The sequence below is a fragment of the Streptomyces sp. NPDC048483 genome (assembly GCF_040651455.1).
In the GTDB taxonomy this organism is placed as follows: Bacteria; Actinomycetota; Actinomycetes; order Streptomycetales; family Streptomycetaceae; genus Streptomyces.
Map to the genome: position 1 here is coordinate 1 of NZ_JBEZJZ010000140.1, position 18,177 is coordinate 18,177.

General features: G+C 69.1%; 18 protein-coding genes, 3 tRNA genes and 1 pseudogene. 16 read left to right on the plus strand and 6 right to left on the minus strand.

Annotated features, from left to right (window positions below):
* Both AB0D04_RS38410 and AB0D04_RS38415 read right to left on the minus strand, forming a co-directional pair.
* Window positions 1-591, minus strand: a 591-nt coding sequence (locus AB0D04_RS38410; protein WP_362712044.1) for a HAMP domain-containing protein, incomplete at its 3' end; no start/stop codon positions are given.
* Between the two features lie 609 nt (window positions 592-1,200).
* Window positions 1,201-1,836, minus strand: coding sequence for a TetR/AcrR family transcriptional regulator (locus AB0D04_RS38415; RefSeq protein WP_362712045.1), 636 nt, complete (start codon window positions 1,834-1,836; stop codon window positions 1,201-1,203).
* A gap of 201 nt (window positions 1,837-2,037) precedes the next feature.
* On the opposite strand from AB0D04_RS38415, the gene AB0D04_RS38420 reads away from it, so the two are divergent.
* Complete coding sequence (locus tag AB0D04_RS38420) at window positions 2,038-3,012, plus strand: zinc-binding dehydrogenase (protein ID WP_362712046.1); 975 nt, start codon at window positions 2,038-2,040, stop codon at window positions 3,010-3,012.
* A 224-nt stretch (window positions 3,013-3,236) separates the two neighbouring features.
* On the opposite strand, the gene AB0D04_RS38425 is transcribed toward AB0D04_RS38420, so the two are convergent.
* Together AB0D04_RS38425 and AB0D04_RS38430 are read right to left on the minus strand one after the other, a co-directional pair.
* Window positions 3,237-3,899, minus strand: a complete 663-nt coding sequence (locus tag AB0D04_RS38425) for an NAD(P)H-binding protein (protein WP_362712047.1) — start codon at window positions 3,897-3,899, stop codon at window positions 3,237-3,239.
* Between the two features lie 61 nt (window positions 3,900-3,960).
* Window positions 3,961-5,232 carry an amidohydrolase family protein gene (locus AB0D04_RS38430; RefSeq protein WP_362712048.1) on the minus strand — a complete coding sequence of 424 codons (1,272 nt, stop codon included), beginning with the start codon at window positions 5,230-5,232 and terminating at the stop codon, window positions 3,961-3,963.
* Window positions 5,233-5,414: 182 nt separating this feature from the next.
* Between AB0D04_RS38430 and AB0D04_RS38435 the strand changes: the two genes are divergently transcribed.
* The 6 genes from AB0D04_RS38435 to AB0D04_RS38460 all read left to right on the plus strand — a co-directional run bounded on the left by AB0D04_RS38435 (window position 5,415) and on the right by AB0D04_RS38460 (window position 7,959).
* Window positions 5,415-5,487 (plus strand) — tRNA-Thr (locus tag AB0D04_RS38435).
* 45 nt (window positions 5,488-5,532) lie between these two features.
* Window positions 5,533-5,605: transfer RNA gene (locus AB0D04_RS38440), tRNA-Met, on the plus strand.
* A gap of 86 nt (window positions 5,606-5,691) precedes the next feature.
* On the plus strand, window positions 5,692-5,856 hold the full coding sequence (gene rpmG, locus AB0D04_RS38445) for a 50S ribosomal protein L33 (RefSeq protein ID WP_030986111.1): 165 nt from the start codon (window positions 5,692-5,694) through the stop codon (window positions 5,854-5,856).
* Window positions 5,857-5,944: 88 nt separating this feature from the next.
* Window positions 5,945-6,400 carry a MaoC family dehydratase N-terminal domain-containing protein gene (locus AB0D04_RS38450; RefSeq protein WP_362712049.1) on the plus strand — a complete coding sequence of 152 codons (456 nt, stop codon included), beginning with the start codon at window positions 5,945-5,947 and terminating at the stop codon, window positions 6,398-6,400.
* 1 nt (window position 6,401) lies between these two features.
* Entirely contained in the window at window positions 6,402-6,836 is a 435-nt protein-coding gene (locus tag AB0D04_RS38455) for a MaoC family dehydratase (protein ID WP_362712050.1), read from the plus strand.
* 67 nt (window positions 6,837-6,903) lie between these two features.
* Window positions 6,904-7,959: a UDP-N-acetylmuramate dehydrogenase gene (locus AB0D04_RS38460; RefSeq protein WP_362712051.1), complete on the plus strand. Its 1,056-nt coding sequence runs from the start codon at window positions 6,904-6,906 to the stop codon at window positions 7,957-7,959.
* 59 nt (window positions 7,960-8,018) lie between these two features.
* Here AB0D04_RS38460 and AB0D04_RS38465 read toward each other — a convergent pair whose 3' ends face one another.
* Window positions 8,019-9,038: an adenosine deaminase gene (locus tag AB0D04_RS38465; RefSeq protein WP_362712052.1), complete on the minus strand. Its 1,020-nt coding sequence runs from the start codon at window positions 9,036-9,038 to the stop codon at window positions 8,019-8,021.
* 117 nt (window positions 9,039-9,155) lie between these two features.
* Window positions 9,156-10,391 (minus strand): pyridoxal phosphate-dependent aminotransferase, encoded by a 1,236-nt coding sequence (locus tag AB0D04_RS38470; RefSeq protein WP_362712053.1) that lies wholly within the window; start codon window positions 10,389-10,391, stop codon window positions 9,156-9,158.
* A 182-nt stretch (window positions 10,392-10,573) separates the two neighbouring features.
* Here AB0D04_RS38470 and AB0D04_RS38475 point away from each other — a divergent pair.
* The 9 genes and pseudogenes from AB0D04_RS38475 to AB0D04_RS38515 all read left to right on the plus strand — a co-directional run.
* Window positions 10,574-10,646 (plus strand) — tRNA-Trp (locus tag AB0D04_RS38475).
* 109 nt (window positions 10,647-10,755) lie between these two features.
* The gene (gene secE, locus AB0D04_RS38480; RefSeq protein ID WP_362712054.1) at window positions 10,756-11,052 is read left to right on the plus strand and encodes a preprotein translocase subunit SecE; all 297 of its coding nucleotides are present in this window, start codon (window positions 10,756-10,758) and stop codon (window positions 11,050-11,052) included.
* A gap of 71 nt (window positions 11,053-11,123) precedes the next feature.
* Complete coding sequence (nusG, locus tag AB0D04_RS38485; protein WP_362712055.1) at window positions 11,124-11,999, plus strand: transcription termination/antitermination protein NusG; 876 nt, start codon at window positions 11,124-11,126, stop codon at window positions 11,997-11,999.
* Window positions 12,000-12,180: 181 nt separating this feature from the next.
* The gene (gene rplK / locus AB0D04_RS38490) at window positions 12,181-12,615 is read left to right on the plus strand and encodes a 50S ribosomal protein L11 (protein ID WP_128507227.1); all 435 of its coding nucleotides are present in this window, start codon (window positions 12,181-12,183) and stop codon (window positions 12,613-12,615) included.
* Window positions 12,616-12,696: 81 nt separating this feature from the next.
* Window positions 12,697-13,413, plus strand: a complete 717-nt coding sequence (rplA, locus tag AB0D04_RS38495; protein WP_362712056.1) for a 50S ribosomal protein L1 — start codon at window positions 12,697-12,699, stop codon at window positions 13,411-13,413.
* A 147-nt stretch (window positions 13,414-13,560) separates the two neighbouring features.
* Window positions 13,561-14,400, plus strand: a complete 840-nt coding sequence (locus AB0D04_RS38500) for a hypothetical protein (RefSeq protein ID WP_362712057.1) — start codon at window positions 13,561-13,563, stop codon at window positions 14,398-14,400.
* A 320-nt stretch (window positions 14,401-14,720) separates the two neighbouring features.
* Complete coding sequence (rplJ, locus tag AB0D04_RS38505) at window positions 14,721-15,248, plus strand: 50S ribosomal protein L10 (protein ID WP_362712058.1); 528 nt, start codon at window positions 14,721-14,723, stop codon at window positions 15,246-15,248.
* A gap of 124 nt (window positions 15,249-15,372) precedes the next feature.
* Window positions 15,373-15,756, plus strand: coding sequence for a 50S ribosomal protein L7/L12 (gene rplL / locus AB0D04_RS38510; protein WP_362712059.1), 384 nt, complete (start codon window positions 15,373-15,375; stop codon window positions 15,754-15,756).
* Window positions 15,757-16,384: 628 nt separating this feature from the next.
* Window positions 16,385-18,177, plus strand: a pseudogene (locus tag AB0D04_RS38515) (DNA-directed RNA polymerase subunit beta); the annotation flags it as partial.

Here is an 18,177-nt window from a genome sequence, read left to right on the forward strand (position 1 = left end):
CTGCGACTCGAAGGCCCGGTCCAGCCGGTCCAGCATCTCGTCGAAGGTGTCGGCCAGCTCCTTGAGCTCGTCATCCGGGCCGCCCAGCTCGATCCTCCGGTGCAGATCCGAACCGGCCACCCGCTGCGCGGTACGGGTGATCCGCCCCAGCGGCGACAGCACCCGCCCCGCCATCGCATAGCCGAAGGCGAATGCGACGACGGTCAGGCCCAGCAGCGCCATCAGGGAACGGTTCAACAGAGATTGCAGAGCCGCGGTGCGCTGCTGCTCGAAGCAGCCGTTCAGGGCGACGTTGATTTCGTGGAGGGAAGCGGGCGAGGACAGCGGTGGGCATCTGTCGACGCTGACGGTGATGTCTCTGCCGGAGACGCCGAGCGACGGGACGCCGTCTTCGAGGGTGTCCGCAGCCAGCATGTAGATGATGGTGAGCAGCACGATGCCGGCCATGAGGAACATGCCGCCGTACAGCAGCGTGAGCCGTATTCGGATGGTCGGGCGCAGCCAGAGGGCCGCCCGGTCCGACGGTTTGGGATCCCGCGTGGGTTGCGCAGGCGCAGCGAGCGGTGCGGAGGATTCGGAGGTTGCAGTCATCGCCGGTCAGCCTCGGCAATCCGAAACGGGCGCCATGACCACATCCGGGATGATGAGTGAACGCACTGCTGACCCTCTCTCATGCGCCTTGCGGCGGAATGGAGTTGTTTGCCCCCCATCCTGCTCAGACAAGCGGTAAATCGACGGTAAGAAGTGCCGTCAGCGAGACACCGGCCGCCAGTTCACGGGCTGGACGACGGCCAAGTTGCCGCAGCGTATGGAGGGCAGAAGGCAGAAGGCAGAAGGCAGAAGGCAGAAGGCAGAGGGCAGAGGGCAGAAGGCAGAGGGCAGAAGGCAGGGGAGGCGGCGCCGAGATCCAGTGAGAGGCGCTATGGCCGCCGCCCCAGTAGCCCCGACTCGTGGACGGCTCGGCTGACGGCCGATGGCCACGACCCCGTACGCAGGCCTTGAGGGCGCCGCACGGAATGCCCGCTACGCATCTCGCGAAAGGCGATGGCGGCGCGCCCGCACCGTGGAACAGATGCGCTCCATCGCGCGGGCCTTTCACCCGGGACGGCTTGCTGGGACCGCCGGAGAGGCCGGCCAATTCGCCGCCTTGAACCATGACTTCGTGTACGAGCCCGAGAGCCGGCGGCATTTCCGCGAGCGCTACAGGGCCTCCGCCGGCGCGTCGAGCACGGCGGTGGTCAGGGTGCGGAGTGCGGCGGCCAGGCGGGGGCCCTGGCCCTGTTCGAGGAGGCGCACGATCGGGTCGCTCTGGAGCGCGCCGATCAGGATCTCTGCCAAGAGGTCGCCGTCGAGGTCGGGGCGCTCCTCGGCGATCAGGGCGGTGATGTGGCCGCGCAAGAACTGGTGCACGGGGTGCTCGCCGCGGGGCTGCTCCTCGGGCCGGTGTGCAGTGGATGCGGCGTGGCCCAGGGCGGCCAGCAGGCCTTTGTTGCGGGCGACCACGTCCACGGCGCTGTCGAGGAAGGCCAGCAGGCGCTCACGGGGCGGGGCGCCGGGGCCCAGGGGCGGCGGCCCGGTGGTGACGGCCTCGCGGATGCCGAGCGCCCGTTCCTCCATCAGGGCCCGCATCAGGCCCATGCGGTTGCCGAACCGGTGGAACACCGTGCCCTTGCCGACGCCGGCCGCGGCGGCGACCCGCTCCATCGAGATCTGCTCGGGCCGGTGCCGTGCCAGGAGGTCCTCGGTCGCCTGCAGGATCGCGCGCCGGTTGCGTGCCGCGTCCGCGCGCTCGCGACGGCCTTCGGTCGTCGGGGTCGTCGGGGTCGTCGGCTTCATCGGGTTCCTTGCGTTCATCGGGCTCTCGCTGGGCGCCATCCGTGCGCACCGGCATCCCTGCCCTCTCCTGCACCGGCGCTCGTCCCCATGCCCGCATCATTCCGCATGGGCAACTGGACCGACGGTCCAGTACGGTCGCGAGCGACATCAACTGGACCGTTGGTCCACTTAGTGTCCTGGTTGCCCCTGAGGAGAGTCGGCATGCGACGAGTCCGTTTCCACGAGTACGGCGGTCCCGAGGTCCTCACCCTCGAGGAGGCCGACATCCCCACGCCGGGCCCCGGCCAGGTGCTGATCCGGGCCGAGGCCATCGGGGCCAACTTCCTCGACACCAGGATCCGGCGCGGGCCGGGCAGTGGGGCGATCTTCCAGCGCCCACTGCCCTGCACCCTCAGTGGCGATGTGGTGGGCACCGTGGAGGCCTTCGGCCCCGGCGTCGACCCGCAGCAGGCGGGCCGGAAGGTCGCGGCGCTGACCGAGGATGCGTTCGCCGACTACACCCTCGCCGACGCGCAATGGCTCGCCCCGGCGCCCGAAGGGCTCGACCTCGGCGCGGCCGGCATGCTCCCGATGGGCGCCCCGGTCGCCCTGCGGGCGCTGCGTACCGGTCGCCTGGCCAAGGGCGAGACCGTACTGATCCACTCCGCCGCCGGCGGCATCGGCCATCTCGCCGTACAGCTCGCCCGGATCCTCGGCGCCGGCACGGTCATCGGCACCGCCGGCGCACCGGCCACACTCGACTTCGTCCGTACCTGCGGCGCCGACGCCGCCATCGACTACACCGAGGACGACTGGCCGGACCAGGTCCGTGCCGCCGCGCCGCAGGGGGTGGACGTCGTCATCGAGGCCGTGGGCGGCGAGATCCTGCGCCGGAGCCTCGACGTCCTCGCGCCGTTCGGCCGGCTCGTGACGTACGGCGCCGCCGGCGGGGATCTGGCCGGCATCCCCGTCACCAGCGTCTTCGCCCTGAAGTCCGTGACCGGATTCGCGGTGACCGACTGGCGTACGGCCGCCCCCGAACGGGCCCGCCAGGAGATGACCGAAATGGCCGGCTACTCGGCGGCCGGACAGCTGCGCACCACCGTGCACACCCGCCTCCCGCTCACCGAAGCGGCCGAGGCGCACCGGCTGCTCGAAGAGCGCTCCCAGCTTGGCCGGATTCTTCTCCTGCCCTAGAACGCTGACGGGGCGCGCCACCGGGCTCGTCGACGTCCCCGGCCGTCTGCAGCGATGGCGCACGGCGTACGAGCGGCGCACCCGGCCGATGCGCCGCAGCTGTAACGCTCCTCGGCCATGGAGCATGCCCGTGAACGCCGCCGTACTGCTTCGCCGTCACCAACCGCGCCCTTGCCGACAGGCGGCGACCGGGCCCGGGGCACCGGGCCCCGAGCGCCTCCCCGTCAGTGCGCAGCCACGTTCCGCACCGCCTCCGTCACCGGCACATCTCCGTCGATCAGCTCCAACGTCCGCCCGGAGGTGTCCGGTTGGGCCAGCAGCTCCGCCAGGACGGCCGCCACGTCGTCGCGGGTGACCTCGCCGCGCCCGGTTGCATCGGCCAGTGTCACCTGGCCCGTTGCGGCGTCGTTGGTCAGCCGGCCCGGCCGCAGGATCGTCCAGTCGAGGCCGGCCCGGGCCCGTACGTCCGCGTCCGCGGCGCCCTTGGCCCGCAGGTACGCCGCGAAGACCGGGTCGGTGCCCTCCGGCGGCTCGCTGTCCGCGCCCATCGACGAGACGACGAGGAAGCGCCGTACCCCCGCCGCCTCGGCCGCATCCGCGAACAGCGCCGCGGCGCCGCGGTCCACGGTGTCCTTGCGCCCGGCGCCGCTGCCCGCACCCGCGCCCGCCGCGAAGACCGCCGCGTCGGCGCCCTCCATGTGCCGGGCGACATCCTCCACCGGCGCCGACTCCAGGTCGCAGACCACCGGTTCGGCGCCCGCGGCCAGCAAGTCGCCGGCCTGTTCCGGCCGGCGGATGATGCCCGCGACCTCGTCCCCGCGCCCGGCGAGCAACCGCTCCAGCCGCAGTGCGATCTGACCATGTCCACCTGCGATGACAATGCGCATGATCCCGACCGTACGCCGAAGTGGCCCGGCACACCGCAGGACCCGGCGGCGCCCGCGCGCTTCAGCGCTGCGACTGGCGCGGCAGCTCCAGCGCCACTTCCGCCGCCGAGTCGCAGTACTCGCGCACCGCGCTGGTACGGGCGACCACCCGGCCGCGGTGCACCACGACCCGGCTGTACGCGAGCGACAGCACCCCGGCGATCCGCTCCCCCCGTACGGCCAGCAGCTCCGCGGGGAAGCCCGCCTCGACCCGCACCTCCGGCAGGCCCAGCGTCGCCCGCGCCGCCGCACTCACCGACTCGTACGCGGCCTCGGGGGTGGCCTCCCCGAGGGACGCCAGCAGATACGCGGCCTCCAAGGGGTCGCCGCGCCCCACCGGGTTCGCCACGTCCCGCAGCGCCCCGCTGCCCGCGGCCACCCGCACCCCGGCCGCGCGCAGCAGCCGTACCGGGGCGGGACGGGCCACCCGTGAGCCGTGCCGCTCCAGGCCCGTGCAGTCCCCCTGGGGCAGGCAGATGACGGCGACATCGGCGGCGGCGAGCTGCTCGGCGACCCGCGCGGCCACACTGCGCGGCATACGGGCCATCCCGGCGCACGGCCCGAGGGCCACCCCCGGCCGCAGCCCGCCGGCCATCGCCGCGAAGCGCGACAGCCGCGCCGGATCGTCACCGTCCGTGTGCAGATCCACCGGGCAGCCGTGCTCACCCGCCACGTCCAGCACCGTCTCGACATACCCGGCCGGATCGGGATCGAGGTCCGGGCAGCCGCCGATGACCGAGGCGCCCATCTTGACGGCGTCCCGCAGCATCGCGAGCCCGTCCGCGCCGGCCACTCCGGTGAGCACGCGGGGCACCGCGACCGCCGCAAGATCGGCGAGCCCGCGCAGCGACCGGCGGGCCTGCAGCACCGCTTGGAGCGACCGCAGCCCCTGTACGTCGCCGATCCGGACATGGCTGCGGGAGGCGGTGGCCCCGTGCCCGAGCTGGAGCAGCGCGGCCTCCGTCGTACGCCGTTGGACGTCCTCGGGGGAGTCGGAGGCGGGGCCGTCGGTGTCCGCGGTCAGCGCGGTGTCGCAGTGTGCGTGCGGTTCGGCGGGGGCGGGAAGGAGCAGATAGCCCGCGAGGTCGACGCGGGAGCCCTGCGGGGCGAGGCTGCCGGCCGTCCCGACGGCCTCGATGCGCCCGCCGCCGAGCCGTACGTCCACCGTCCGGCCGTCCGCCAACCGGGCGCCGCACAGGACCAATGCGTCCGCATCCGATCTGGCAGGCCGGCCCCCATTCGGCTTTCCCCGCTTCCCCGGCTGTGGCTGCTGCGGTGAACTGCTGTCGGACATCGCGCTCCTCGAAGGCACGGGCGTGCAAGATCACGCAGCGGTTCTCCGAGCGTAGGGGGCTGCCGCGAGAGCTTCGCGCAGGCGCGAAATAGTCGTACCGGTGTGGTGCGCGGGGCGGTTGGTGCGCGGCCCGGATACGGATTTCACCTTTGGCTGCGGGCCGTGTAATGTCTTCATCGCTCGCCCCAATAGCTCAGTCGGCAGAGCGTCTCCATGGTAAGGAGAAGGTCTACGGTTCGATTCCGTATTGGGGCTCTGATGTGTGAGGTACCCGTCTTCGGGCGGGGCCCCTCGCATCACAGCGGTGTAGCTCAGTCGGTAGAGCAAGCGGCTCATAATCGCTGTGTCACCGGTTCAAGTCCGGTCACCGCTACTGACAGTAGCCGATTGTGGGGTCGGTCCTCCGATCGGCTACTCTTTTATGCGTTCATCCGTCCATTTCCGTCAAGGAGCACTCACGTGGCTGCCACCGACGTCCGCCCGAAGATCACGCTGGCCTGCGTGGAGTGCAAGGAGCGGAACTACATCACCAAGAAGAACCGGCGCAACGACCCGGACCGTCTTGAGATGAAGAAGCACTGCCCTCGTTGCAAGTCGCACACCGCGCACCGCGAGACGCGATAACTCCAGGCTCGTTCGTGAGGCCGTCCCCAGGTTTGGGGGCGGCCTCACGGCGTTAATCACCGCATCAGTACAGGGAGGTTGCGAGCCCATGGCGCTCGACCCGACTTTTGTCGGACGCACGTACCCGCCCACCGACCCGTACGAGGTCGGCCGGGAAAAGATCCGCGAATTCGCCGAGGCGATCGGTGACACCAACCCGGCGTACGTGGATACCGAAGCCGCCAAAGCGCTCGGACACCCCGATGTGATCGCCCCGCCGACTTTTGTGTTTGCGATCACATTCAAGGCCGCGGGACAGGTCGTCGAGGACCCGCAACTGGGCCTGGATTACAACCGGGTGGTGCACGGTGACCAGAAGTTCGCCTACACCCGGCCGGTGCGCAGCGGTGACCGACTGACCGTCACCTCCACCATCGAGGCCATCAAGTCGATGGCGGGCAACGACATCATCGATATCCGGGGTGAAGTGCACGACGAGGCGGGCGAGCACGTCGTGACCGCGTTCACCAAGCTGGTGGCCCGCGCTGTCACCGAGGAGGGCTGAGATGACCGCGAAGATCTCTTACGACGAGGTCGAGGTCGGCACCGAACTCCCGGCGCAGTCCTTCCCCGTGAGCCGCGCCACCCTCGTCCGGTACGCGGGCGCCTCCGGCGACTTCAACCCGATCCACTGGAACGAGAAGTTCGCCAAGGAGGTCGGACTGCCGGACGTGATCGCGCACGGCATGTTCACCATGGCCGAGGCGATCCGGGTGGTCACCGACTGGGCCGGCGACCCGGGCGCGGTCGCCGAGTACGGTGTGCGTTTCACCAAGCCCGTCATCGTCCCCAATGACGAGACCGGCGCGCTGATAGAGGTCAGCGCCAAGGTGGCCGCCAAGCTGGACGACGATGCCCGTACGGTGCGTGTCGACCTCACCGCGAGGAGCGCGGGCCAGAAGGTGCTGGGCATGTCCCGCGCCGTGGTCCGACTGGCCTGACCTGCACAGAGCGCGAGCGGGGGCGGCCGGACGGGAAGTGTCGGACCGCCCCCGTACCCTTGGGCGCGTGCAGGAACTCCACGACGCCCCCCTCGCCCCGCTGACCACCTTCCGGCTCGGCGGCCCGGCGACCCGCCTCGTCACGGCCACCACCGACGACGAGGTGATCGCGGCCGTCCGCGCGGCCGACGACGCCGGGACCCCGCTGCTGATCATCGGCGGCGGCTCCAACCTCGTCATCGGCGACAAGGGCTTCGACGGCACGGCCCTGCGCATCGCCACCAGCGGCTTCGAGCTCGACGGCACGGCCCTGACGCTGGCCGCGGGCGAGAACTGGTCCGACGCGGTCGCCCGTACGGTCGAGGCCGGGCTGGCCGGTATCGAGTGCCTGGCGGGCATCCCCGGCTCGGCCGGCGCCACGCCGATCCAGAACGTCGGCGCGTACGGCCAGGATGTCTCCGCCACGGTCACCGAGGTCGTCGCCTACGACCGCCGGACGGGCGAGACGGTCACCCTCCCCAACGAGGAGTGCGGCTTCTCCTACCGCCACAGCCGCTTCAAGCAGCACCCCGACCGGTTCGTGGTGCTGCGGGTGCGCTTCGCCCTGGAGGACGCCGCGGGCCTCTCCGCGCCGCTGAAGTACCCCGAGACGGCCCGCACCCTCGGCGTCGAGGCCGGGGACCGGGTCCCGGTGGCCGCCGCCCGCGAGACCGTGCTGGCGCTGCGCGCGGGCAAGGGCATGGTGCTGGACGCCGACGACCACGACACCTGGTCGGCCGGCTCCTTCTTCACCAACCCGATCCTCAGCGCGGCCGAGCACGCGGCCTTCCTGGAGCGCGTCCAGGGCCGCCTCGGCGCGGATGTCGCGCCGCCCGCCTTCCCGGCGGGCGACGGCCTGGTCAAGACCTCCGCCGCCTGGCTCATCGACCGCGCCGGCTTCACCAAGGGCTACGGCAGCGGCCCGGCCCGTATTTCCACGAAACACGCCCTCGCGCTCACCAACCGCGGCGCGGCCACCACCGAGGACCTCCTGGCACTGGCCCGCGAGGTCCGCGACGGGGTCCACGCGGCCTTCGGCGTCACGCTCGTCAACGAACCGGTGACGGTCGGCGTCAGTCTCTAGGCGGGCGGCGGGGGAGCTCTGGACGGCCCCAGGGGAGCCGTTACGGGGCCGCTGCGGGACTACGCCGCCAGCCAGCCGTCGATGCCCGCCAGCAGCCGCTGCCGCTCGTCCTGCGGGGCCCGGGAGCCGGCGACCGACTGGCGGGCCAGCTCGGCCAGTTCCGCGTCCGAAAAGCCGTGCGCGGTGCGGGCGATCTCGTACTGGGCCGCCAGCCGCGCGCCGAACAGCAGCGGGTCGTCGGCGCCCAGCGCCATCGGCACCCCCGCCTCGAAGAGCGTCCGCAGCGGTACGTCCTCCGGCTTCTCGTACACCCCCAGCGCCACATTCGACGCCGGGCACACCTCGCAGGTCACCCCGCGCTCGGCCAGCCGCCGCAGCAGGGCGGGATCCTCCGCCGCCCGTACGCCGTGCCCGACCCGGCCGGCATGCAGATCGTCCAGACAGTCCCGCACGCTCGCCGGGCCCGACAGCTCACCGCCGTGCGGCGCCGCCAGCAGACCGCCGTCCCGGGCGATGGCGAAGGCCCGGTCGAAGTCCCGCGCGAAACCGCGGCGTTCGTCGTTGGACAGGCCGAAGCCGACGACGCCCTGATCGGCATAGCGCACCGCGAGCCGGGCCAGCGTCCGCGCGTCCAGGGGATGCTTCATACGGTTCGCGGCCACCAGGACGCGGATGCCCAGCCCGGTGTCGCGGGAGGCGCGCTGCACGGCGTCCAGGATGATCTCCAGCGCCGGGATCAGCCCGCCGAGCCGCGGTGCGTACGAGGTCGGGTCGACCTGGATCTCCAGCCACCCCGACCCGTCCCGGACGTCCTCCTCGGCGGCCTCGCGCACCAGCCGCTGGATGTCCTCCGGTGTGCGCAGGCAGGACCGGGCGATGTCGTACAGCCGCTGGAAACGGAACCAGCCGCGCTCGTCCGTCGCCCGCAGCCGGGGCGGCTCGCCGCCCTTGAGCGCGTCCGGCAGATGGACGCCGTATTTGTCGGCGAGCTCCAGCAGGGTCGTGGCCCGCATCGAACCGGTGAAGTGCAGGTGCAGGTGGGCCTTCGGCAATTGACGCAGATCACGAGTGCGCTCCATCCCGAGATCTTGCCGCATGCGGGCGGTACGGGGGTAGGGCCGGCCCCGAACGAAGGGTCCGCCGAAAGCGCGAGCGGGGGCCGGAACACGTTCCGGCCCCCGCATCGGCTTGATCGTTTACTTGGCCTCGGCCAGCAGCTTCTGGACGCGCGACACGCCCTCCACCAGGTCCTCATCGCCCAGCGCGTACGAAAGACGCAGGTAGCCGGGGGTGCCGAAGGCCTCGCCCGGGACGACGGCGACCTCCGCCTCCTCCAGGATCAGCTCGGCCAGCTCGACGCTGGTCTGCGGGCGCTTGCCGCGGATCTCCTTGCCCAGGAGCTCCTTCACCGACGGGTACGCGTAGAACGCGCCCTCCGGCTCGGGGCAGAGCACGCCGTCGATCGCGTTGAGCATCTCCACGATCTTGCGACGGCGGCGGTCGAAGGAGACCTTCATCTCCTCGACGGCCGAGAGGTCACCGGAGACCGCCGCGATCGCCGCGGCCTGCGCGACGTTGGAGACGTTGGACGTGGCGTGCGACTGAAGGTTCGCCGCGGCCTTGATGACGTCCTTGGGACCGATCGCCCAGCCCACCCGCCAGCCGGTCATCGCGTACGTCTTCGCCACACCGTTGACCACGATGCACTTGTCGCGCAGCTCGGGCACCACCACCGGCAGTGACGAGAACTCCGCCTCGCCGTAGACCAGGTGCTCGTAGATCTCGTCGGTCAGCACCCACAGGCCGTGCTCGGCGGCCCAGCGGCCGACCGCCTCGACCTGCTCGCGGGTGTAGACCGCGCCCGTCGGGTTCGACGGCGAGACGAAGACCAGGACCTTGGTCTTCTCCGTGCGGGCCGCCTCCAGCTGCTCCACGGTCACGCGGTAGCCGGTCGTCTCGTCGGCGACCACCGGGACCGTCACGCCGCCCGCGAGCTGGATCGACTCGGGGTAGGTGGTCCAGTACGGGGCCGGGATGATGACCTCGTCGCCCGGGTCGACGATGGCCGCGAACGCCTCGTAAATGGCCTGCTTGCCGCCGTTGGTGACCAGAACGTTGGCGGCCTCGATCTCGTAACCGGAGTCGCGGCGGGTCTTCTCGACGATCGCGGACTTCAGCTCGGGGAGGCCGCCGGCCGGGGTGTAGCGGTGGAACTTCGGGTTACGGCAGGCCTCGACGGCCGCCTCGACGATGTAGTCGGGCGTGGGGAAGTCGGGCTCACCGGCGCCGAAGCCGATCACCGGGCGCCCGGCGGCCTTGAGGGCCTTGGCCTTGGCGTCGACAGCGAGGGTGGCGGACTCGGAGATCGCACCGATGCGGGCGGAGACCCGGCGCTCGGTGGGGGACGATGCAGAAGGAGTGGCAGCGCTCATACAGGCATCGTCGCAGACCGCCGCCGAGCCCGGCACACGGGTTTGCGGGCGCCGCGGGGAGGTTTCTGTTCGACGCCCGGCGCGGAAACACGTACACTCGCTGACCGTTGGCCTTCAACGGGTCGCCGCGACTCACGCACATAGTGCAGTCGGTCGTATGCGGTAGGTTGGGGGAACCACAAAGGGTCGTAGCTCAATTGGTAGAGCACTGGTCTCCAAAACCAGCGGTTGGGGGTTCAAGTCCCTCCGGCCCTGCTACACGCACTTTCTTCACCAAGGTGCGTGCACGCGTACGTATGAAATGCACCGCCGTGCGGCTCAACCGGGCGCGGCACGGCCACGACCCGGATTCAGGTGAGGACGAGTGACGGACGCCCTGGGCTCCATCGACATGCCTGAGCGCGGTCGTTCCGAGGACGAGACCGCGGAGTCCCAGAAGAAGCCCCGTCGCGGCGGTAAGCGCGGCAAGAAGGGGCCTTTTGCGCGTCTCGCGCTCTTCTACCGCCAGATCGTGGCGGAGCTCCGCAAGGTCGTCTGGCCCACGCGCAGCCAGCTGTCGACGTACACCAGTGTTGTGATCGTCTTCGTAGTCATCATCATCGGTCTCGTAACCGTGATTGACTTGGGAATCAACCGAGTCGTCGGGTACGTCTTCGGCTGATCCCGCGGAGGGTGCCTCAGCGGGCGGCCCTTCGCACGTTCAACCCCTTGAAGCAAGGAAGAAGCAGCCACGTGTCTGACCCGAACCTGAACGACGCCGCCAAGCCCGTCGCGGCTGCAGAGGCCGAGGTTGACGAGGCCGTCTCGGCCGAGGTCGAGGGCGACGACACCGCTCTGGAGATCGTCGAGAACGCCGACGGTGCCGACGAGATCGACGCCGAGGACGCTGCTGCCGGCGAGTCCGCGGAAGAGGCCGCGGTGCACGTCGAGGAGGACGCCGAGGCCGCCGCAGAGGTCGCCGAGGACGAGTCCGAGGAGGAGCAGGAGCCGGTCGACCCGGTGGCCGCCCTCCGCGACGAGCTGCGCACCCTCCCCGGTGAGTGGTACGTCATCCACACCTACGCGGGCTACGAGAACCGCGTGAAGACCAACCTTGAGCAGCGCGCCGTCTCGCTGAACGTCGAGGACTACATCTTCCAGGCCGAGGTGCCGCAGGAAGAGGTCGCCCAGATCAAGAACGGCGAGCGCAAGACCATCCGCCAGAATAAGCTCCCGGGCTACGTGCTGGTGCGGATGGACCTGACGAACGAGTCCTGGGGTGTCGTCCGTAACACCCCGGGTGTCACCGGCTTCGTCGGCAACGCCTACGACCCGTACCCGCTGACCTTGGACGAGATCGTCAAGATGCTCGCCCCGGAGGCCGAGGAGAAGGCCGCCAAGGAGGCCGCCGCGGCCGAGGGCAAGCCGGCGCCGTCCCGCAAGGTCGAGGTCCAGGTGCTGGACTTCGAGGTGGGCGACTCCGTCACCGTCACCGACGGCCCGTTCGCGACGCTGCAGGCGACGATCAACGAGATCAACGCCGACTCGAAGAAGGTCAAGGGCCTGGTCGAGATCTTCGGCCGGGAGACTCCGGTCGAGCTCAGCTTCGACCAGATCCAGAAGAACTGAGCCGGAAGAACCCACGTTCTTCCGGACCACCAGCTACCGACCAGGTCAGACGGGCTCACTGCCGGTCTGACCTGCTCGGTTTTTGGCCGCGCGACCATACCCGCTATCGTTGTGCGGTATGCCTCCATCCGGATGACCGGATTGCGGGGCGAACCAACTCTCACTAGGACCCGGAGAGAGCATGCCTCCCAAGAAGAAGAAGGTCACGGGGCTTATCAAGCTCCAGATCAGCGCCGGCGCCGCGAACCCGGCTCCGCCGGTCGGCCCCGCGCTGGGCCAGCACGGCGTCAACATCATGGAGTTCTGCAAGGCCTACAACGCCGCGACCGAGTCGCAGCGTGGCATGGTCGTGCCGGTGGAGATCACGGTCTACGAGGACCGCTCCTTCACCTTCGTCACCAAGACCCCGCCGGCCGCGAAGCTCATCCTGAAGGCCGCGGGCGTGGAGAAGGGCTCCGGCGAGCCGCACAAGACCAAGGTCGCCAAGATCACCGAGGCGCAGGTCCGCGAGATCGCCACCACCAAGATGCCCGACCTGAACGCCAACGACCTGGACGCCGCGTCGAAGATCATCGCCGGCACCGCCCGTTCCATGGGCATCACGGTCGAGGGCTGATCCCAGCCCCTTCAGGCACCCCGTGGCAGGACCAGGCGCTGGTCCGCACCACGACTCCACCCCACTGCACCAGGAGCAGAAGTGAAGCGCAGCAAGACTCTTCGCAACGCGGACGCGAAGATCGACCGGGAGCGTCTGTACGCCCCGCTCGAGGCCGTCCGCCTCGCCAAGGACACCTCCGCCGCCAAGTTCGACGCGACCGTCGAGGTTGCCATGCGTCTGGGTGTCGACCCGCGCAAGGCCGACCAGATGGTCCGTGGCACCGTGAACCTTCCGCACGGCACCGGTAAGACCGCCCGGGTCCTGGTCTTCGCGACCGGTGACCGTGCTGCGGCCGCGGAAGCCGCCGGCGCCGACATCGTCGGCTCCGACGAACTGATCGACGAGGTCTCCAAGGGCCGTCTGGACTTCGACGCCGTCGTCGCCACCCCGGACCTCATGGGCAAGGTCGGCCGCCTCGGCCGCGTGCTCGGTCCGCGTGGTCTGATGCCGAACCCGAAGACCGGCACCGTCACCCCGGATGTCGCCAAGGCTGTCACCGACATCAAGGGCGGCAAGATCGAGTTCCGCGTGGACAAGCACGCGAACCTCCACTTCATCATCGGCAAGGTGTCCTTCGACGACACCAAGCTGGTGGAGAACTACGCCGCGGCGCTTGAGGAGATCAACCGTCTCAAGCCGTCCGCCGCGAAGGGCCGCTACATCAAGAAGGCGACCATCGCCACCACGATGGGCCCCGGCATCCCGCTGGACGCCAACCGCACCCGCAACCTCCTCGTGGAGGAAGAGGCTGTCTGAGCCTCTTAGCGCGTGATCCGGTAGCACGCGATCGGTACGTCAGGCCCCGCATTCCCTTGGGAATGCGGGGCCTGACGCATGTGCTGTCAGTGCCCTGCACTACAGTCGCCCCGAGGTCCATAGAGGAGAAATAAGGGGGAGCCTCAAGTGCGTAGCACGCGTATGACCGCCATCGCGGCGGGCGTTGTCATCATGGTGGCCGGTCTGAGCGCCTGTAACGACAACGGTGGCAAGGCTGAGGGTGGCGGGAGCAGCAGCAGCAGCGGCGGCAGCGACACGGGCGGCGGGCAGCAGGAGCCGGCCACTGATGCGCAGTCCGCGCTGAAGGCCGCGCAGCAGGCTACCGAGGCCAAGAAGTCCGCGAAGCTGGACGGCACCACCAAGACCGGCACGGGCACCATGACCACCAAGGGTGGGGTGGACTGGCACGACGGCATGCAGATGAACCTCGAGGTGACCCAGCCCGGCGGCGCGGGCAAGGCCCTCAAGGCGCTGTACACCAAGGACGCGGTGTACATGAAGATGGGCACGCCCATGCCTGGCGGCAAGTCGTGGATGAAGACGTCGTACGAGTCCCTGTCGCAGCAGCCGGGCGCCGGCGCGGCGATCAAGGAAATGATCGCGACAGCCAATCCGGGCCAGCCGATCGAGTGGATGGCCGCCGCGGAAGGCCTCAAGGTCGTCGGCAAGGAAGACGTCAAGGGCGTCCAGGCGACCCACTACAGCGGCACGGTCTCGCTGGAGATCCAGGGCAAGCACCTCAGCCCGGAGGCCCAGGAGGCGATGAAGAAGCAGCTGGAGAAGTCCAAGGTGAAGAGCGAGAAGCTCGACATCTGGATCGACTCCAACAACCTGCTGGTCAAGAAGCAGGAGGAGATCGGCGGCACGCAGAGCAGCACCGCGACGGTCTACTACTCGGGCTACGGCACCAAGGTCGATGTGACCCCGCCGCCGGCGAGTCAGGTCATGGAGCGTCCGGGCGCCTGACCGGAGCACCGTAAGCGCGCTTGAGGCAGGAGCGGGGGCACCGGCGTCGGTGCCCCCGCTCCGCCGATTTGCCTGACCGCAGGCCGTTCCCGTACCGTACCCAGGAAGCCAAAGACCGCTGGTTGTCTCTACGCGTCCGATCTCGGGCGTGTGGTGGCCGAAGGATCCGCTAGCTGCGGACGGCCTGCGCAGGTGTGTATGGATGTGCTCCCGGATGGTTCACCATCAGGTCGAGTTCGCCCCGTGCGCCTGCGCCGGGGCGTTTGTTTTGCCCAGCCCCTTCTGCGCGGTCCTCATCACCCGGAAGGAGGCCGAGGCTCATGGCGACGTCTGACAAGATCGCAGCCGTTGCGGAGATCACGGAGAAGCTCCGTGATTCCAACGCAGCTGTAGTGACTTCTTACACCGGACTGACGGTGGCACAGCTCAAGGAGCTGCGCCGTTCTCTCGGCGAGAACGCTCAGTACCGTGTGGTGAAGAACACGCTGACCAAGATCGCGGCCAAGGAGGCCGGGGTCGAGCTGGACGAGCACCTCAAGGGCTCGACCGCTGTTGCCTTCGTGACCGGTGACCCGGTTACGGCGGCGAAGGGTCTTCGTGACTTCGCCAAGGAAAACCCCGCTCTCGTCATCCAGGGCGGTGTCCTTGACGGCAAGGCGCTGTCTGCCGACGAGATCAAGAAGCTTGCGGACCTCGAGTCCCGCGAGGTTCTGCTCAGCAAGCTGGCAGGCGCCATGAAGGGCAAGCAGTCCCAGGCTGCCGCGCTCTTCCAGGCGCTTCCCTCGAAGTTCGTCCGCACCGCGGAGGCGCTTCGTGCCAAGCAGGCCGAGCAGGGCGGTGCCGAGTAATTCGGCTCGCACACTGGCAGCCGTTTCCTAGGTACGCCTAGGCGCGGAGGCCACCGCGGGCCCGACGTACGCCCGCCTCACATGTACATCCGGCACCAGCCGAATTAGTGGAAGGACCGCCACCATGGCGAAGCTCAGCCAGGAAGACCTGCTCGCGCAGTTCGAGGAGATGACCCTCATCGAGCTCTCCGAGTTCGTGAAGGCGTTCGAGGACAAGTTCGACGTCACCGCTGCCGCCCCGGCCGCCGCCGTCATCGCCGGCCCGGGTGCCCCGGCCGCCGAGGCCGAGGCGGAGCAGGACGAGTTCGACGTCATCCTCACCGGCGCCGGTGACAAGAAGATCCAGGTCATCAAGGTCGTGCGCGAGCTGACCTCCCTGGGCCTGAAGGAGGCCAAGGACCTCGTCGACGGCACCCCCAAGGCTGTCGTGGAGAAGGTCGACAAGGCTGCCGCGGAGAAGGCCGCCGAGGCCCTCAAGGGCGCCGGCGCCTCCGTCGAGGTCAAGTGACCCCACTGAGCCTCTGGCTCACGTCCTGAGCGCCTGACGGCGCCCCTGGGCACTGCGAAGGGCGATCACCCATGCGGGTGGTCGCCCTTCGGCGTGCTCGTCACGGCTGCCGTGTCTCGCGCCGGAGTGCGAGTATGGTGATCTTCGCTGCCCGGACGTGCCCCCATGTGACGATTTCCCAGAGGTGGGGGGCCTTGACGAACCGCACGCGGCGCGCAATTCTCGGGACGCGACGCAGAAGCGATCCAGGGTTCGAGGCATGGATCGCGGACGAAGAGGGAAGCATCGGTGTGCGCCACTGGCGCAAGGGCTTTCGGCAGGCGCAGGGCATTGGGCGAAGAGAAGAACAACGAGGGGCCCCTCCGGCGAGGAGGACGCGCCCTCCCGGAGGGAGAAGATCGGTATCACGGCGATGAACCGGTCTCCGGAAACTCGCTCTGGACATCAGTGTGCCAAGTGGCTACACTGACCCTTTGCGCTGCCTGTTAGCTGCTCCCTGCCCGTCACCAGGGGCATACCCGAGCCCGAGCATTGCTGAATGATACGTCCTGACCAGGGCTTTCTCTCACACTGTTCGTTCGGGACCGGTACGCGCGTAGTGAGTCCGAGCCCTCGGAAGGACCCCCTCTTGGCCGCCTCGCGCAACGCCTCGACTGCCAATACGAACAACGGCGACAGCACTGCCCCGCTGCGCATCTCTTTTGCGAAGATCAAGGAGCCCCTCGGGGTTCCGAACCTCCTTGCGCTGCAGACCGAAAGCTTCGACTGGCTGCTCGGCAATGCCGCATGGAAGGGTCGCGTCGAGGCTGCGCTGGAGAGTGGGCAGGAAGTTCCCACCAAGTCCGGTCTCGAAGAGATCTTTGAAGAGATCTCCCCGATCGAAGACTTCTCCGGGTCGATGTCGCTGACGTTCCGCGACCACCGCTTCGAGCCCCCGAAGAACTCCATCGACGAGTGCAAGGAGCGCGACTTCACGTACGCGGCTCCCCTGTTCGTCACCGCCGAGTTCACCAACAACGAGACCGGCGAGATCAAGTCTCAGACGGTCTTCATGGGCGACTTCCCGCTCATGACGAACAAGGGCACCTTCTGCATCAACGGCACCGAGCGTGTCGTCGTCTCGCAGCTGGTCCGCTCGCCGGGTGTGTACTTCGACAGCTCCATCGACAAGACGTCCGACAAGGACATCTTCTCCGCCAAGATCATCCCGTCCCGGGGTGCCTGGCTGGAGATGGAGATCGACAAGCGCGACATGGTCGGTGTGCGCATCGACCGTAAGCGCAAGCAGTCCGTGACCGTCCTGCTCAAGGCTCTCGGTTGGACGACCGAGCAGATCCTCGAGGAGTTCGGCGAGTACGAGTCCATGCGCGCCACCCTGGAGAAGGACCACACCCAGGGCCAGGACGACGCGCTGCTCGACATCTACCGCAAGCTGCGTCCGGGCGAGCCGCCGACCCGCGAGGCCGCGCAGACGCTGCTCGAGAACCTCTACTTCAACCCCAAGCGCTACGACCTCGCCAAGGTCGGCCGCTACAAGGTCAACAAGAAGCTCGGCGGCGACGAGCCGCTCGACGCCGGCGTGCTGACCACCGACGACGTCATCGCGACGATCAAGTACCTGGTCAAGCTGCACGCGGGCGAGACCGAGACGATGGGCGAGTCCGGCCGGTCGATCGTCGTCGAGACCGACGACATCGACCACTTCGGCAACCGTCGTCTGCGCAACGTCGGCGAGCTCATCCAGAACCAGGTCCGTACGGGTCTCGCCCGTATGGAGCGTGTCGTGCGTGAGCGCATGACCACCCAGGACGTCGAGGCGATCACGCCGCAGACCCTGATCAACATCCGGCCGGTCGTCGCCTCCATCAAGGAGTTCTTCGGCACCAGCCAGCTGTCGCAGTTCATGGACCAGACCAACCCGCTGTCGGGTCTGACCCACAAGCGCCGCCTGTCGGCGCTGGGCCCGGGTGGTCTCTCCCGTGAGCGGGCCGGCCTGGACGTCCGTGACGTGCACCCCTCGCACTACGGCCGCATGTGCCCGATTGAGACCCCTGAAGGTCCCAACATTGGTCTGATCGGCTCGCTGGCCTCCTACGGCCGGGTCAACGTCTTCGGCTTCATCGAGACCCCGTACCGCAAGGTCGTCGACGGTCAGGTCACCGAGGAGGTGGACTACCTCACCGCCGATGAGGAGGACCGCTTCCTGATCGCGCAGGCCAACGCCAAGCTCTCCGAGGACATGCGGTTCTCCGAGCAGCGTGTGCTGGTCCGCCGCCGTGGCGGCGAGGTCGACCTGGTCCCCGCCGACGAGGTCGACTTCATGGACGTCTCGCCGCGCCAGATGGTGTCGGCCGCGACTGCCATGATCCCGTTCCTCGAGCACGACGACGCCAACCGCGCGCTCATGGGATCGAACATGAT